At 74.5% G+C, this 15,480-nt stretch carries 15 protein-coding genes and 1 riboswitch; of the genes, 12 read left to right on the top strand and 3 right to left on the bottom strand.

The genetic code is table 11. The annotated features are described in order from the left end of the window. The first annotated feature begins 72 nt into the window (after positions 1 to 72). A complete protein-coding gene (locus J0910_RS11865; RefSeq protein WP_420158562.1) occupies positions 73 to 1,275 on the top strand; it encodes an MFS transporter in 1,203 nt (400 codons plus the stop codon). 89 nt (positions 1,276 to 1,364) lie between these two features. Here J0910_RS11865 and J0910_RS11860 read toward each other — a convergent pair whose 3' ends face one another. Continuing rightward, entirely contained in the window at positions 1,365 to 1,724 is a 360-nt protein-coding gene (locus J0910_RS11860; RefSeq protein ID WP_420158561.1) for an Rv2175c family DNA-binding protein, read from the bottom strand. A gap of 148 nt (positions 1,725 to 1,872) precedes the next feature. Next, a riboswitch (TPP riboswitch) is annotated at positions 1,873 to 1,984 on the top strand. Between J0910_RS11860 and thiO the strand changes: the two genes are divergently transcribed. The 6 genes from thiO to J0910_RS11830 all read left to right on the top strand — a co-directional run bounded on the left by thiO (position 1,982) and on the right by J0910_RS11830 (position 7,547). Next, positions 1,982 to 3,163, top strand: a complete 1,182-nt coding sequence (gene thiO, locus J0910_RS11855; protein ID WP_420158560.1) for a glycine oxidase ThiO — start codon at positions 1,982 to 1,984, stop codon at positions 3,161 to 3,163. (Overlaps the previous riboswitch by 3 nt.) A gap of 23 nt (positions 3,164 to 3,186) precedes the next feature. Further along, positions 3,187 to 3,387 carry a sulfur carrier protein ThiS gene (thiS, locus tag J0910_RS11850; protein ID WP_420158559.1) on the top strand — a complete coding sequence of 67 codons (201 nt, stop codon included), beginning with the start codon at positions 3,187 to 3,189 and terminating at the stop codon, positions 3,385 to 3,387. A gap of 4 nt (positions 3,388 to 3,391) precedes the next feature. Then, positions 3,392 to 4,213 carry a thiazole synthase gene (locus J0910_RS11845; RefSeq protein ID WP_420158558.1) on the top strand — a complete coding sequence of 274 codons (822 nt, stop codon included), beginning with the start codon at positions 3,392 to 3,394 and terminating at the stop codon, positions 4,211 to 4,213. A gap of 11 nt (positions 4,214 to 4,224) precedes the next feature. After that, the gene (gene pknB, locus J0910_RS11840; RefSeq protein ID WP_420158557.1) at positions 4,225 to 6,162 is read left to right on the top strand and encodes a Stk1 family PASTA domain-containing Ser/Thr kinase; all 1,938 of its coding nucleotides are present in this window, start codon (positions 4,225 to 4,227) and stop codon (positions 6,160 to 6,162) included. Between the two features lie 107 nt (positions 6,163 to 6,269). Then, on the top strand, positions 6,270 to 6,908 hold the full coding sequence (locus J0910_RS11835) for a response regulator (protein ID WP_420161961.1): 639 nt from the start codon (positions 6,270 to 6,272) through the stop codon (positions 6,906 to 6,908). A 57-nt stretch (positions 6,909 to 6,965) separates the two neighbouring features. Further along, positions 6,966 to 7,547 (top strand): Uma2 family endonuclease, encoded by a 582-nt coding sequence (locus J0910_RS11830; protein ID WP_420158556.1) that lies wholly within the window; start codon positions 6,966 to 6,968, stop codon positions 7,545 to 7,547. Between the two features lie 54 nt (positions 7,548 to 7,601). Here J0910_RS11830 and glpK read toward each other — a convergent pair whose 3' ends face one another. After that, positions 7,602 to 9,080, bottom strand: coding sequence for a glycerol kinase GlpK (gene glpK / locus J0910_RS11825; protein ID WP_420158555.1), 1,479 nt, complete (start codon positions 9,078 to 9,080; stop codon positions 7,602 to 7,604). A 298-nt stretch (positions 9,081 to 9,378) separates the two neighbouring features. Here glpK and J0910_RS11820 point away from each other — a divergent pair, with 298 nt between their 5' ends. Together J0910_RS11820 and thiI are read left to right on the top strand one after the other, a co-directional pair. Next, entirely contained in the window at positions 9,379 to 10,404 is a 1,026-nt protein-coding gene (locus J0910_RS11820) for a 6-phosphofructokinase (protein ID WP_420158554.1), read from the top strand. 253 nt (positions 10,405 to 10,657) lie between these two features. Further along, entirely contained in the window at positions 10,658 to 11,938 is a 1,281-nt protein-coding gene (thiI, locus tag J0910_RS11815) for a tRNA uracil 4-sulfurtransferase ThiI (protein WP_420158553.1), read from the top strand. 72 nt (positions 11,939 to 12,010) lie between these two features. Here the strand turns inward: thiI and aroF are convergent, their stop codons facing one another. Beyond that, the gene (gene aroF, locus J0910_RS11810; RefSeq protein ID WP_420158552.1) at positions 12,011 to 13,051 is read right to left on the bottom strand and encodes a 3-deoxy-7-phosphoheptulonate synthase; all 1,041 of its coding nucleotides are present in this window, start codon (positions 13,049 to 13,051) and stop codon (positions 12,011 to 12,013) included. A 308-nt stretch (positions 13,052 to 13,359) separates the two neighbouring features. On the opposite strand from aroF, the gene J0910_RS11805 reads away from it, so the two are divergent. The 3 genes from J0910_RS11805 to J0910_RS11795 are packed head-to-tail and all read left to right on the top strand — an operon-like array spanning position 13,360 to position 15,480. Next, positions 13,360 to 13,962 carry a molybdopterin-dependent oxidoreductase gene (locus J0910_RS11805; RefSeq protein WP_420158551.1) on the top strand — a complete coding sequence of 201 codons (603 nt, stop codon included), beginning with the start codon at positions 13,360 to 13,362 and terminating at the stop codon, positions 13,960 to 13,962. Between the two features lie 60 nt (positions 13,963 to 14,022). Further along, the gene (locus tag J0910_RS11800) at positions 14,023 to 14,571 is read left to right on the top strand and encodes an RNA polymerase sigma factor (protein ID WP_420158550.1); all 549 of its coding nucleotides are present in this window, start codon (positions 14,023 to 14,025) and stop codon (positions 14,569 to 14,571) included. After that, entirely contained in the window at positions 14,572 to 15,480 is a 909-nt protein-coding gene (locus tag J0910_RS11795) for an anti-sigma factor family protein (RefSeq protein ID WP_420158549.1), read from the top strand. It abuts the gene before it with no gap.

Below are 15,480 nucleotides of genomic sequence, written 5' to 3'. Positions count from 1 at the left end.
TTTGACAATCTTCAAACCATCATGCCAGCCTTCCGATCGTTTGACACACATCCAACGATTCTGGAGGCCGGCATGGCCGCTTCCCCGCTCGCCTCTCCCTCCGGTCCCGGAGCCGCCGGCCCTCCGGAACCGCCGCAGGACTACTCCGCCGCCCGCATCCTGCCGCTGGCCGCCGGCGCGTTCGCGATGGGCACGGCGACCTTCGTCACCTCCGGCGTGCTGCCGGAGATCGCCCAGGGCCTCGGCGTCGGCACCGGCGCCGCCGGGCAGGCGGTGACCGCCTACGCCCTCGCCTACGCCGTGCTCGCCCCGGTGCTGGGCGCGCTCACCGGGCGGATGGACCGGCGCGCCGTCCTCATCGGCGGGCTGCTGCTGTTCACCGCCGGCAGCGCCGCCGGCGCCCTCGCCCCGTCCTTCGGGGTGCTGATCGCCTCGCGCGCGGTGGCCGCGGCGGGGGCGGCGCTCTACACGCCCAACGCCGCGGTGATGGCCTCGGTGCTCAGCCCGCCCCGGTTCCAGGGCCGGGCGATGGCGGTGGTGCTCGGCGGGATGACCGCGGCCACCGCCCTCGGGGTGCCGCTGGGCACCTGGCTCGGCACCGCGCTGGGCTGGCGCGCCGCGCTGTGGATGGTGGTGCTCGCCGCGCTGGCCGCGCTGGCCGGGATGGCGCTGCTGCCCGGCGGGGTCCGGCTCCCCTCGGCGGGGCTCGCCGAGCGGCTGCGCGCGCTGGGCCGCCCCCGGCTGCTGGCGGTCACCGCGCAGACCCTGCTCGTCTTCTGGGGCAGCTTCACCGTGTTCGCCTACATCGCCCCGGTGTTCGCCCCGGTCACCGGAGGCGGGGCGGTCGGCGCGGCGCTGCTGTGGGTGTGGGGGCTGGCCTCGGTGGCGGGCAACCTGGCCGCCGGGCGGGCCTCCGACGCCCGCGGGCCGCGCACCGTGATGGCGGTCGCGCTGCCGGTGCTGATCGCGCTCTTCCTGCTGGTCGAGCCGGCCGCCGCGACGCTGCCCGGGGCGTTCGCCTGGATGCTGCTCTACGGCGCGTTCGGCTGGCTGGTGGCGGTGCCGCAGCAGCAGCGGGCGGTCGAGGTCGACCCGTCCTCCGCGCCGGTGCTGATCGGGCTGAACAGCTCCGCCCTGTACGGCGGGATGTCGCTGGGCGGGATCACCGGCGGCGCGGCGCTGGCCTGGCTGGACCCCGCGCAGCTGGGCTACCTGGGCGCCGCCCTGCTCGTTCCCGCGCTGGCGCTGCTCTGGGCCGAGCGGCGGCGCGGGTGAGGACCGGGGCCGGGGCGGAGGCGGTCCGCCCCGGCCCGGAGGCGCCGCGGCCGGGCCGCGGCGGAGGGTGCGGGGTCAGCGGGCCGGGATCAGAGGGCCATGGCCTGCGCCCGGCGGCGGACCTCGGTGCCGCGGTTCTGCGCCAGCGCGTCGATCGGCGCCCCGGGCAGCGTCTCGTCCGGGGTGAACAGCCACTGCAGTGACTCTTCCTCGGTGAAGCCGCAGTCGTCCAGCACGGTGAGGGTCCCCGGGAGGCCCTTGAGGACGTCGCCGCCGGTGATGAAGGCCGCCGGGATCTTCAGCTCGCCGCCGCGCTTCACGCCGGCCAGGCGGTGGTCCCGGATGAACTGCTTGATCCTGTTCGGGGAGACGTTGAGGGCGGCCGCGGCGTCCTTGACGGTCATCCAGTCGCCGACCAGGGCGTCGATGCGGTTGTCGTTCTCGTTCACACCCCCAATGTGCCATATTCGGCCCCTGCTCGGCGGCTCTGCGCGCCGCCGCCCCGCCGTCCGGTGGTCCGACCTCTCCGGCCGCCCGCGCGCGGGCGTCGCTAGGATGGGGGGACGGATCCGACCACCGGGTACGGATCCGCGAAGCGAACGTTCCCGCGGGAGCCGGGTGGGACCCGGCTGAGAGGGGGGCTGCCGGCCCCCGACCGCACGAACCTGATCCGGGTCATGCCGGCGAAGGGAGTGGCGTCTCCGCCATGCGTGCAGCAGACACCCCCGCCCACCGCGGCGGCTACGACGCGGCCGTCGTCGGCGGCGGGCTGATCGGCCTGGCCACCGCCTGGCGCGCCGCCCGGCGCGGGCTGCGGGTCGCCGTCCTCGCCCCGGCCGGCGACTCCGGCGCGGCCTCCGGCGTCGCCGCGGGCATGCTCACCCCGGCCACCGAGGCGATGTTCGGCGAAGAGGAGCTGATGCGCTTCGGCGCCGACTCCCGCGACCGCTACCCCGGCTTCGTCCGCGACGTGCAGGCCGACTCCGGCGAGGACGCCGGCTACCGGGAGCGCGGCACCCTGCAGATCGCCTTCGACACCGACGACCTGTCCCGGCTGACCGAGCTCGGCGAGCTCCAGTCCCGGCTGGGGCTGAAGGCCGAGCGGATCACCTCCCGGGAGTGCCGCCGGCTGGAGCCGATGCTCGCCCCCGGGGTGCGCGGCGGCGTGCACGTCCCCGACGACCACTCGGTCGACCCGCGCCGGCTGGCCCGCGCCCTGCGGCTGGCCGCGGCGGCGCGCGGGGCGGACTTCACCGCCGACCGCGCGGCCGAGGTGCTCTGCGAGGGCGGCCGGGTGCGCGGCGTGCGCACCGCCGGCGGCGCGGAGGTCCGCGCCGATCAGGTGGTGCTGGCCGCCGGGGTGTGGACCCCCTCCATCGGCGGCCTCCCCGACGGGCTGCTCCCGCCGGTGCGCCCGGTCAAGGGCCAGCTGCTGCGGCTGCGCACCCCCGCGGGCGAGGAGCCGATCGTCTCCCGCACGGTGCGCGGCCTGGTCAAGGGGACCCCCGTCTACCTGGTGCCGCGCGCCGACGGCGAGATCGTGCTGGGCGCCACCCAGGAGGAGATGGGGCCGGACACCCGGCTCACCGCCGGCGGCGTCCACCAGATCCTGCGCGACGCGCACGAGCTGGTCCCGGGCGTCGGGGAGCTGGAGATCGCCGAGGCCTGCGTCGGGCTGCGCCCCGGCTCTCCGGACAACGAGCCGCTCCTGGGGCCGCTGGGCCCGGCCGGGCTGCACCTGGCCACCGGGCACTTCCGGCACGGGGTGCTGCTCACCCCGGGCACCGCCGACGCGATGGCCGAGGTGCTGGCCGGCGGGGCGCTGCCGGACTTCGCCCGCAGGTTCGCGGCCGCCCGGTTCGGGCCGGCCGGCGGCGGCCGGCACTGAGCCGGTACCGAGAGGAGAACGCAGTGGACGTGATCGTCAACGGGGAGCGGCGCACCGTCGCCCCCGGCAGCACCGTGGGCGACGTGGTGCGCTCGCTCACCGGGGCGCGCAGCGGCGTCGCCGCCGCGGTCAACGACGAAGTGGTGCCCAAGGGCGGCTGGGACGGGACCCCGGTCGCCGAGAACGACCGGGTGGACGTGCTCACCGCCGTCCAGGGAGGCTGATCCGATGTCCGCCGAGACCACCGAAGCCACCGGGACCGGGGCCGCGCGGGAGCCGCGGCCGGCCGCGGACCCGCTGGTCATCGCCGGGCGCCCGTTCGGCTCCCGGCTGATCACCGGCACCGGCGGCGCGCCGTCGATGAGCGTGCTGGAGGAGGCGCTGATCGCCTCCGGGACCGAGCTGACCACCGTCGCCATGCGCAGGGTCGCCCCCGGCACCCAGGGGTCGGTCTGGGACGTGCTGCAGCGGAACGGGATCGCGCCGCTGCCCAACACCGCCGGGTGCTTCACCGCCGCAGAGGCGGTGCGCACCGCCCGGCTGGGCCGGGAGGCGCTGGAGACCGACTGGGTCAAGCTGGAGGTGGTGGCCGACGAGCGCACCCTGCTGCCCGACCCGGTGGAGCTGCTGGACGCCGCCGAGCGCCTGGTCGACGAGGGCTTCACGGTGCTGCCCTACACCAACGACGACCCGGTGCTGGCGCGCCGGCTGGAGCGGCTGGGCTGCGCCGCGGTGATGCCGCTGGCCGCGCCGATCGGCTCCGGTCTGGGCATCCGCAACCCGCACAACATCGAGCTGATCGTCGAGCAGGCCTCGGTGCCGGTGATCATCGACGCCGGGATCGGCACCGCCAGCGAGGCGGCGCAGGCCATGGAGCTGGGCTGCGACGCGGTGCTGCTGGCCACGGCGGTCACCCGGGCCCAGGACCCGGTGCTGATGGCGGGGGCGATGCGGGACGCGGTGCGGGCCGGGCGCGCGGCGCGGCTGGCCGGGCGGATCCCGGTGCGCCGACACGCCCACGCGTCTTCCCCTCCCGCCGAACACCCGTAGACTCCCCTCCCGTGGACTTCACGACTGCCGACCCGCTGATAGGTGCGACGCTCGACCGCCGCTACTCCGTCGAGTCGCGCGTCGCCGGCGGCGGCATGGCGACCGTCTACCTCGCCCACGACCTCCGGCTGGACCGGCCCGTGGCGCTGAAGGTGATGCATCCGTCGCTGGCCACCGACCCGGACTTCGTGCGCCGCTTCATCAACGAGGCGCACTCCGCGGCCCGGCTCTCCCACGCCAACGTGGTCCAGGTCTTCGACCAGGGGCAGGACCAGGGCCACGTCTTCCTGGCCATGGAGTACGTCCCGGGGCGGACCCTGCGCGACATGCTCACCGCCATGGGGCGGCTCGGGGTGCGCGAGGCGCTCCAGGTGATGGCCGCGGTGCTGGGCGCGCTGAGCGCGGCGCACCAGGCGGGTCTGGTGCACCGCGACGTCAAGCCGGAGAACGTGCTGCTCACCGACGACGGCGGGGTGAAGGTCGCCGACTTCGGCCTGGCCCGGGCGGTGGAGTCGTCCGGGCAGGGGCTGACCAAGACCGGCACCCTGATGGGGACCGCGGCCTACCTCGCGCCGGAGCAGATCGAGCGGGGCGTCTCCGACGCGCGCAGCGACGTCTACGCGGCCGGCGTCATGTTCTACGAGCTGCTGACCGGGTCCCAGCCGCACACCGGCGACAGCACCATCGCCGTCGCCTACCAGCACGTCAACGAGGACGTCCCGCGCCCCTCCCGGGTGGTGTCGGGCATCCCGCCCGAGGTGGACCGGCTGGTCACCCGGGCCACCGAGCGCGACCCGCGGTACAGGCCCGGGGACGCCGGCCAGTTCCTCTCCGCGGTGCTCCAGGTCAGCGGGGGCGCACCGGACTCCGGTCCGAACGCCTCGCTGGCCTTCGCCGCCGCCCCGACCGAACCGGGGGTCCCCGGCCCCGAGCCGGCCGGGGAGAACCGCACCGTCGTGGTCGACCTGCCGCCGGTGCTCGACCCGGACGACGACCCCGACGACGGCTACCCCGGGGCGGGCGAGCCGTGGTGGCGGAACCGGCGGATGCTCGCCGCCGCCGCGGGCGTGCTGGCGGTGGTGCTGCTCTGCACCGGCTGGTGGGTCTTCTTCGGCCGCTACGCGGAGGTGCCCGAGCTGGTCGGCACCGACCGCGAGGAGGCGGCCCGGCTGCTCTCCGAGTCCGACCTGGGGCTGCGCGTGTCGGAGAAGGAGGTCTACAGCGACGAGGCCGCCACCGGCGAGGTCGCCCAGGCCTCCCCGGAGGCCGGGGAGAGCATCCTGCCCGGCGAGACGGTCACCGTCGCGCTCTCCAAGGGCCCGCGCAGCGTCGAGCTGCCCGAGGTGGTGGGCGAGCCGGTGGAGAACGCGCGCAAGGCCCTGGAGGACGAGGGCTTCACCAACATCGAGGTGGAGGAGGCCGACTCGCGCGAGACCGAGCCGGGCACCGTGCTCTCCTCCGACCCCGAGCAGGGCTCGGAGGCCGACCGGGAGGGCACCGTGACGCTCACCGTCAGCGCGGGCATCCCGGTCCCCGACGTGACCGGGCAGAAGGCCGGCGAGGCCCGCGAGCAGCTGGAGGAGGCCGGGATCGCGGTCGAGGTCGTCCGGGAGTTCAGCGACGACGTGGAGAAGAACACCGTCATCTCCCAGGACCCCGAGGAGGGCGCCCAGGTCGGTCCGGGCGACACGGTGACCCTCACCGTCTCCGACGGCAAGGAGGAGTTCGAGGTCCCCGACGTGCGCGGGATGACCGTCGCGGAGGCCGAGAAGGAGCTCACGGACCTCGGCCTGAAGGTGAAGGTCACCGTCGTCCTCGGCGGGGACCGGGTCACCGACTACAAGCCCAAGGGCAAGGTCCGCAAGGGCGACGAGGTCGAGCTGATCGTGACGCCGTTCGGCGGCCGGGGGAACGGCGGGCAGGGCCGCGGGGACCGGGACCGCGACTGAGGGCCTGACCGCCGCCGCCCGGCCGCAGTAGGGTGCCGCCCATGGAGCAGACGGACGGTATCGGCGGCGCGCGGCGGAGCGCGGACGGCGACGCGGGGATCCGCGTCATGGTCGTGGACGACCACCCGATGTGGCGCGACGCGGTCGCCCGCGACCTGGCCGAGGCCGGGTTCGAGGTGGTGGCGACCGCCGGCGACGGCGCCAAGGCGGTGCGCGTCGCCCCGGCCGCCCGCCCCACGGTGGTCCTGCTCGACCTGCAGCTTCCGGACACCACCGGGGTCGAGGTGACCCGCCGGCTGCTGGCGAGCGGAGCGCCCCCGCGGGTGCTGATCCTGTCGGCCAGCGGCGAGCACCGCGACGTGCTGGACGCGGTCAAGGCCGGGGCCACCGGCTACCTGGTGAAGTCCGCCGGCCGCGAGGAGCTGCTGGACGCGGTGCGCAGCGTGCACGCCGGCGAGGCGGTGTTCACCCCCGGCCTGGCCGGCCTGGTGCTCGGCGAGTACCGGCGGCTCGCCGCCTCCCCCGCCCCGGCCGCCGCCGAGCCCGCCGCCCCCGAGCTCACCCCGCGCGAGACCGAGGTCCTCCGCCTGGTCGCCAAGGGCCTGGAGTACAAGCGGATCGCCTCCCGCCTGGGCATCGCCCACCGCACGGTCCAGAACCACGTGCAGAACACGCTCACCAAGCTCCACCTGCACAACCGCGCCCAGCTGGTCCGCTACGCGATCGAGCGGAAGCTGGACGAGTAGTCTGGAATCCGTGCGGCACCGGCGCACGGTGCGCCAGGATCGAGGGGACGGCGCCTCATGGCACGGAGGCACGACATGCCGGCGATCGCCGAGCGGCGAGGCCACCGGCTCTTCGAGGCTCTGGACGGACTCGACGCCCCTCCGGGGTACCGGGCCGAGATCCTGGGAGACGAAGGCATCGTGCTGTCCCCTCCCCCCAGCGGGCTGCACCAGCACAACGTCTGGCGGCTCGATGGACTGCTGCACCCGCACCTCCCGCCCCGCACCCGCACCGAGGGCCGCCTCGAAGTGCGGATGTCCGGAATCGGCCGCAGCGTGATCCCCGACCTGTTCGTGGCCCCGGTGGACGTACTGGCCACCCCGGAGCACTGGGTCCCGCCGGAGGAGGTCCTGCTGGCGGCCGAAGTGGTCTCGCCCGGCAGCGGAGAGCACGACCGGGGCCGCAAGCCCGGCATCTACCCCGCCGCCGCGATCCCGCTCTATCTGCTGGTCGACCCGCTCCGCAGAGCCGTGACGCTGTACGCGACCCCGGAGGGCGGCGAGTACCGGGAGTCGGAGGCGGTGGTCTTCGGCAAGCCGCTGGACGTCCCGGAGCCGTTCGGATTCACCCTGGACACCGGTGCCTTCCGGGCGTACTGACGGGCGTACCGACCGCCCGGCGCCGCGCGGGCGCGCGGCGCCGGGCGGGGCGGGTCAGCCGAGTTCGGCCCAGCCCTTGGAGCGCTCGACGGCGGTGCGCCAGCGCTTGTAGTGGGTCTCGTCGCGCTTGCCCGGCTCGAACCTGCGGTCCAGCTTCCAGGTGCGGGCGAGCTCCTCGGTGGAGGACCAGACGCCGGTGCCCAGGCCGGCCAGGAAGGCGGCGCCGAGGGCGGTGGTCTCCTGCACCTCCGGGCGGGCGACGGAGACGCCGAGCTGGTCCGCCTGGATCTGGCAGAGCAGGTCGTTGGCGGAGGCGCCGCCGTCCACCCGCAGCTCGGGCAGGCTGGTGCCGGAGGCGCGGGCCATCGACTCGGCGACGTCGCGCACCTCGAAGGCGATCGCGTCCAGGGTGGCCCGGGCCAGGTGGGCGCGGCCGGTGCCGCGGGTGATGCCGAAGATCGCGCCGCGCGCGTAGGGGTCCCAGTCCGGGGCGCCCAAGCCGGTCAGCGCGGGCACGAAGACCACGCCGCCGGAGTCGGGCACGCTGGCGGCCAGCGCCTCGGACTGCGGCGCGGTGTCGATCAGGCCCAGGCCGTCGCGGAGCCACTGCACCGCGGCGCCGGTGACGAAGATCGCCCCCTCCAGGGCGTACTCCAGGCGGCCGTCCGGGTGCTGCCACAGCACCGTGCTGAGCAGGCCGTGCTCCGGGGCGACCGCCTCGCCGCCGGTGTTGAGCAGCACGAACGAGCCGGTCCCGTAGGTGCACTTGGAGGAGCCGGGCGTGTAGCAGTTCTGCCCGAACATGGCCGCCTGCTGGTCGCCGGCGATGCCGGCGATGGGCAGCCGCAGCCCGAGGAACTCCTCGGGGACCGACTCGCCGACCACGCCGTAGGAGGGCACCACCTCGGGCAGCGCCGACTTCGGCACCCCGAACAGCTCGCACAGCTCCTCGGACCATTCGCCGGCACGGATGTCGTAGAGCAGGGTGCGCGAGGCGTTGCTGGCGTCGGTGACGTGCCGGGCCCCGCCGGTGAGCCGGGAGATGATGTAGGAGTCGACCGTGCCGATCGCGGTCTCGCCCTCCTCCACCCCGGCCCAGGCGCGCTGGTCGTTCCGCTTCATCCAGGTGAGTTTGGTGGCGGTGAAGTAGGGGTCGAGGCGGAGCCCGGTGAGCTCGGTGACCCTGGGCTCGTGCCCGGCGTCGCGCAGCTCGGTGCAGATGCCGGCGGTGCGGCGGTCCTGCCAGACGATCGCCCGGCGCGGCGAGGAGCCGCGGCGGCGGTTCCACAGCACCGCGGTCTCCCGCTGGTTGGTGATCCCGATGCAGGTGGGGGCCTCGTCGGCCGCGTCCAGGGCGCTCTGGCACGCGGCAAGGGTGGCCTGCCAGATCTCCTCGGGGACGTGCTCCACCCATCCCGACTCCGGATAGTGCTGGGCGAACTCCTGGTATCCCCGGGCGAGAACGCGGCCGTTCTCACCGACCACGAGGGCGGTGACGCCGGTGGTTCCGGCGTCGATGGTCAGCACGGACATGTATTGGCCTCCAGTGCTTCGGGCGACTATGGTCTAGACCATGTGGGCGGCGGAAGGGAGTCGTCTCCTCCCTCGCTCCGGCCGTCACCGCTGGGATCTACCCCTCGGCGACGGAGGTGGAACGCACGGCACGGGACGCACCGTGATGCCCGTCACATCAATGCCGTTAGGCTGACGGGAGCGGGCCCCGAGGTCAAGTGTTCTCAACGGCGGCGCGCTCCGCCGCACCGGGTCTGGGCTCCGCGCCCGCACCCCGGAACCACACGACCTTCCCATACGACATCGAGGAGTTAGGCGCATGCGAGTCGGGGTGCTGACCGGCGGCGGCGACTGCCCGGGACTGAACGCCGTGATCCGGGCGGTCGTCCGCAAGGGCATCAATGACTACGGGTACGAGTTCGTCGGCTTCCGGGACGGCTGGCGCGGCCCCCTGGAGGGCGACACCATGCCCCTGGACCGCGCCGCGGTGCGCGGGATCCTGCCCCGCGGCGGGACCGTCCTGGGCTCCTCGCGGACCAACCTGATGAAGATCGAGGGCGGTGTCGAGCGGGTCAAGGACAACCTGGCCGGGCTGGGCATCGACGCCCTGGTGGCCATCGGCGGCGAGGACACCCTGGGCGTGGCCGCGCGGCTCACCGAGCGCGGGGTGAACGTCGTCGGCGTCCCCAAGACGATCGACAACGACCTCAACGCCACCGACTACACCTTCGGCTTCGACACCGCGGTGAACATCGCCACCGAGGCGATCGACCGGCTGCACACCACCGCCGAGTCGCACCACCGGGCCCTGGTCGTGGAGGTCATGGGCCGGCACGCCGGATGGATCGCGCTGCACTCCGGCATGGCGGCCGGGGCCAACGCCATCCTGATCCCGGAGCGCCCGTTCGACATCGACGAGGTCGTCGGCTGGGTGGAGAGCCGGTTCAAGACCCAGTACGCGCCGATCATCGTCGTCGCCGAGGGCGCCCACCCCAAGGACGGGCAGATGGAGCTGGCCACCGGGGAGACCGACTCCTTCGGCCACGTCCGCCTCGGCGGGATCGGCCAGCGGCTGGCCGACGAGATCGAGAAGCGCACCGGCAAGGAGGCCCGCTCGGTGGTCCTGGGCCACGTGCAGCGCGGCGGCACCCCCTCCGCGTTCGACAGGGTGCTCGCCACCCGCCTGGGCGTGCACGCCATCTCCGCGGTGCACGACCGGGACTGGGGGAAGATGGTCGCCCTGCAGGGCACCGACATCGTCCGGGTGGAGCTGGCCGAGGCCACCGACGAGCTCAAGACCGTGCCCACGGAGCGCTACGCCGAGGCCGAGGTCTTCTTCGGCTGACCCGGGCGGTCCCCCTCGGTCGCGCCCTCCGGGCGCCGGGCCCCGCGCTCCGCGGGGCCTTTCGCACGTCCGGGGCGCGGTCGGCGGCGCGCCCGGCGCACCGCCCCGGGAGGCGCGCCCGCCCTCCCGGAAAATGCGTTCCGACCGGTATCGGCGGTGGCCGATACTGGAGGGATCCGGGAACGGCGGCCCCCGTGTGCGAGGCCCCGCCCCCTCGACCGCACCACCCGACGCAATATCTGGAGATGCCGCGATGGCAGTCACGTCCGACTCCGCCTCCGACACCGCGACCGTGTCCGCGGGCGCCGCCCCCGGCCCGGCGGCGTCCGAGTCCGGGCTGGGCGAACTGTGCGTGCTGATGAAGCTCGGCGAGATCGTCCTCAAGGGCAGCAACCGGAAGCTCTTCGAGCGGCGCCTGCACAACAACATCCGCAACGCCGCCCGCGGGCTGGGCGAGATCCGGCTGACCCAGCGCGGCGCCGGCGTCATCATCCTGCGCATGCCCGGCGCCTCCGACCTGGAGGTGGCCGAGCTCGCCGAGCGGATGCGCAACGTGATGGGCGTCGTCTGGGTGCACCAGGTGCGGCGGGTCGCCAAGGACCTGGACGCGGTCACCGACATCGCGGTGCGCTCGCTGGCCGGCCGCGACGGCAGCTTCGCGGTCCGGGCCCGCCGCCGCGACAAGCGGTTCCCGATGACCTCCTCGGAGATCGCCGGCTCGATCGGCGCCCGGATCAAGGAGGTGCACGGCCTCCCGGTGAACCTGAAGCGCCCGGACAACACCGTCTTCGTCGAGGTCGACAAGGACGAGGTGTTCGTGTTCAACGACGGCATCCCCGGCCAGGGCGGGCTGCCGGTCGGGATGAGCGGCCGCGGCCTGGTGCTGATGTCCGGCGGGATCGACTCCCCGGTCGCCGCGCACCGGATGATGCGGCGCGGCCTCAAGGTCGACTTCCTGCACTTCTCCGGGATGCCGTTCACCGGCCCGGAGTCGATCTACAAGGCCTACAGCCTGGTCCGCCAGCTGGACCGGTTCCAGGTCGGCTCCCGGCTGTTCGTGATCCCGTTCGGCAAGGCCCAGCAGCAGCTGAAGAGCTCCGGCATCGAGCGGCTGCAGATCGTCGCGCAGCGCCGGCTGATGCTGAAGACCGCCGAGGCGCTGGCCGACGACCTCAAGGCGCAGGCGCTGATCACCGGCGACGCCCTGGGCCAGGTCTCCAGCCAGACCATGGAGAACCTGACCGCGCTGGACGACGCGGTGGACCTGCCCATCCTGCGGCCGCTGATCGGGATGGACAAGACCGAGATCATGGACCAGGCCCGCCGGATCGGCACCCTGTCCATCTCCGAGCTGCCCGACGAGGACTGCTGCACGCTGCTCACCCCGCGCCAGGTGGAGACCGCCGCCAAGATCCCCGACCTGCGCCAGATCGAGAAGCGGCTGGACGTGGAGGAGGTCGCCGAGCACCTGGTCTCCACCGCGCAGCTGCACAAGCCGAGCTTCCTGGGCGGCGCCGCGCCGGCCGAGGTCTGACCCGCGCGGCGCCGCCCGGGGGCCCCTTCCCCCGGGCGGCGCCGCGGCTCCCCTCCGGTCGGCTCCGGCGCCTCAGACCGCCAGCGGCTGCGGCGCGGCGGTGAGGGTGCGCCCGAGCAGCGCGGTCAGCGTGGAGGCCATGTCGCGCAGCTCGGGCAGGTCGCCCTGGACCAGCGCCTGCGGGCCGTCGCACAGCGCGGTCTCCGGGCGCGGGTGCACGTCGATGATGACGCCGTCGGCGCCGACCGCCAGCGCGGCCCGGGTCAGCGGCAGGACCAGCTCGCGCTTGCCGCCGGAGTGCGACGGGTCGACGATGACCGGCAGGTGCGAGAGGTTCTGCGCGACCGGCACCGCGCTGATGTCCAGGGTGTTGCGGGTGGCCTTCTCGAAGGTGCGGATGCCCCGCTCGCACAGCACGATGTCGAGGTTGCCGCGCTGGGCGATGTACTCGGCGGCCATCAGCCACTCCTCGATGGTGGCGTTCATGCCGCGCTTGAGCAGCACCGGCCGGCCGGACTCGCCGACCGCCTGGAGCAGCGCGAAGTTCTGCATGTTCCTGGTGCCGACCTGGAGCATGTCGGCGTAGCCGGCGACCAGCTCCACGTCGGCGGCGTCCACCACCTCGGTGACGATCGGCAGCCCGGTCTCGTCGCGCACGTCGGAGAGGATCTTCAGGCCCGCCTCGCCCAGGCCCTGGAAGGCGTAGGGGGAGGTGCGCGGCTTGTAGGCGCCGCCGCGGAGCAGCGCCGCGCCGGCGGCCTGCGCCATCCGGGCGGCCTCCAGGGTCTGCTCCGGGGTCTCCACCGCGCAGGGGCCGGCGATGACCGTGTTGTGGCCGCCGCCGATCGGCACGCCGCGCACGCTCACCATCGAGCGCTCGGCGTTGTTCTCCCGGCTGACCAGCTTGTACGGGGCGGAGATGCGGAGCACGTCGCTGACCCCGGGCATCGCCCGCAGGTCGAGGGTCTCGAACTGCCGGACATCGCCGACCAGGCCGATGATGGTGCGGCTCACGCCGCGCGTCACGTAGGCCTCACCCCCGGCGGTGGCGACCAGATCGACCAGGCTGTCGATGTTGTCGGAGGTGGCGTCGGGCGCCATGACGATGACCATGAATCGGGTTCCTTCGGCGATCGGGGTGTGTGGAACCGGGCGGTGGAGGCTTCGGTCCGGGACCACGAAAAAGCCCCGGGCCTGCCGGCCCGGGGCTTTTCGAGGTTCGTCCGTCTAGAGCAGCGCTCGGCGGGCGACCGTCCATCCCGTGGGCCGGTAGCCATAAAAGCGCCAAAAGCTCTGCTGCATGGCAGCGACTATAGCGCACACCGGCGACGGTTCCGTGCGGCGCCGGTCACACCGGGGGCGCGCGGAGCACCCGCCGGCGGGGGCTGGCAGGATGGCGGGAGGCGGACGGAGGGGACACAGTGCCGGAGAAGCGGCTGCCACCGGGGCAGTACATCCCGCGTGACCACACGCCGGTGCACTACGGCCCGGTGCCCCGGTTCCGCCCGCACCGCTGGGACTTCCGGGTCTACGGGGCGACCGAGAGACCGGAGGGCCACCGGTGGAGGTGGGAGGAGTTCTCCGCCCTCCCCCGGACCGAGGTGGCCGCCGACTTCCACTGCGTGACCAGGTTCACCCTGCCGGGGGTGCGGTGGAGCGGCGTCCCCGCCGCCGAGCTGGTCGCGCTGGCGCCCCCCGCACCGGAGGCCACCCACGTCATGGTCTGGGCCGAGTACGGCTACAGCGCCAACGTCCGGATGGACGACTTCCTGGCCGAGGGCGTGCTGCTGGCCACCCACCGCGACGGCGCCCCGCTCACCCCCGAGCACGGCCATCCCCTCCGCCTGGTCGTCCCGCAGCTGTACGGCTGGAAGAGCGTCAAGTGGCTGCGCGCGATCGAGTACCTCACCGGCGACCGCCGCGGCTTCTGGGAGGAGCGCGGCTACCACAACATCGCCGACCCCTGGTCCGAACAGCGCTACTCCTACCAGGAAGAACCCGGCCAGGGCCCGCCCCTGGCCTGACCCCCGCGCCCCGGAGCAGAAGAAGTGAACCTTCCGCGCCTCGCCCGCTACGTACCCGGCGTGGATCCCGACCACCGAGCGCTGGCTGCCGTCGCCCAGGGCGACGAGGGCGCCCTACGCGAACTGTACGACCGGCACGCCGGGGCGATGCTGCGGCTGCTGCGCCGCCTCACCTCGGACGCCGGCGCCGCCGAGGAGATCATGCAGGAGAGCTGGCTCGCCGTGTGGCGCTCCGCGGGCACCTTCCGCGGCGCCTCCTCGGTGCGCGGCTGGATCCTCGGCGTGGCCCGGCGCCAGGCGCACAACCGGCTGCGCCGAGCCGAACCGGCCACCGTGACGCTGGACGGCGAGGAGGCCCCGGACCCGGCCGACGCCGGCGCCGATGTGGAGGCAGAGGTGCTGGCTGCGGCCGGGCACCGGGAGATCCTCACCGCGATCGGCGCGCTACCCCGCAGGCACCGCGAAGTGGTGCACCTGGCCCTGGTCGAGGAGCTGCCCTACCCGGAGATCGCCGAAGTGCTCGGCATCCCCGTCGGTACCGTGAAGAGCCGCATGTCGAAGGCCCGCGCGCGCCTCGCCGGCGCGCTCCGCCGAGGGCTGGTGAACTGAATGACCCATCTCAACGAGGAGCAGATCCGGCTGGCCGGCGGGCGCGGGTCCGGCGATCTGGAGACCGGCGCCCGCGGTCACCTGAACGGCTGCCCGGAGTGCGCGGCCCGGGTCGCCGGGACCGCACGGCTCGGCGCGGTGCTGCGCGCGGACGGACCAGAGCCCCGCCCGCCCTCCTTCGACGCGCTGATCGCCCCGGCCCTGGCCGCGGAACGGTCCGCACGCGGCCCCGCGGCGGCCCCCGGGCTCTCCGCGCGGGCGTCGCTACGGCTGGTCGCGGGGCTGGTGGCACGGCAGGCCCGGATGGTCCCCCGGTTGCTGTGGCCGCTGTCCGCGGTGGGGTTCGCGGTGCTGCTCGCCGCCGCTCTGAAGGCTCCGTCCCCGGGGCTCGGCGCGTTGTTCCTAGGGCCGGGGGCGACCCTGCTGGTGACGGTGGGCGCGCTGGCCGCATGCGAGCCGCGGCGCGACCCGCGGATGGAGCTGATGCGCACCATGCGGGTGCCGCCGGTGGCGGTGTGGCTGTCCCGGCTGGCCCTGGTGCTCGGCGCGGACCTTGCGGTGGCCGGCGCGGTCTCGCTGGCGGCCGGGCTGATGCACGGCGGGCCGGGGGACGCCGCGGTGCTGGTCGCATCCTGGCTGGGGCCCGCGCTGCTCGGGTCCGCGCTGGCCGTGTTCGGCTCGGTCTGGCGCTCGCCGGTGGTCGGCGCGGTGCTGGGCGCCTCCTCATGGCTGCTCTCCACGCTCGCGGCGGGGGCGGGACCGGCGACCCGGGGACCTCTGGGGCCGCTGACCGATACCATCGGCCCGGTGTGGTCCACCGGGCCGGTGAGCCTGCTGCTCGCCGCGGCCCTGCTGGCCTGGGCGGCGCGGTTGGTCGCCCGGGAGGACCGCGCCCTTCCGGAGGGCTGA

This window comes from Nocardiopsis oceanisediminis, assembly GCF_048595525.1.
In the GTDB taxonomy this organism is placed as follows: domain Bacteria; phylum Actinomycetota; class Actinomycetes; order Streptosporangiales; family Streptosporangiaceae; genus Nocardiopsis_A; species Nocardiopsis_A oceanisediminis.
This window is presented reverse-complemented; position numbering and strand designations above follow the sequence as displayed.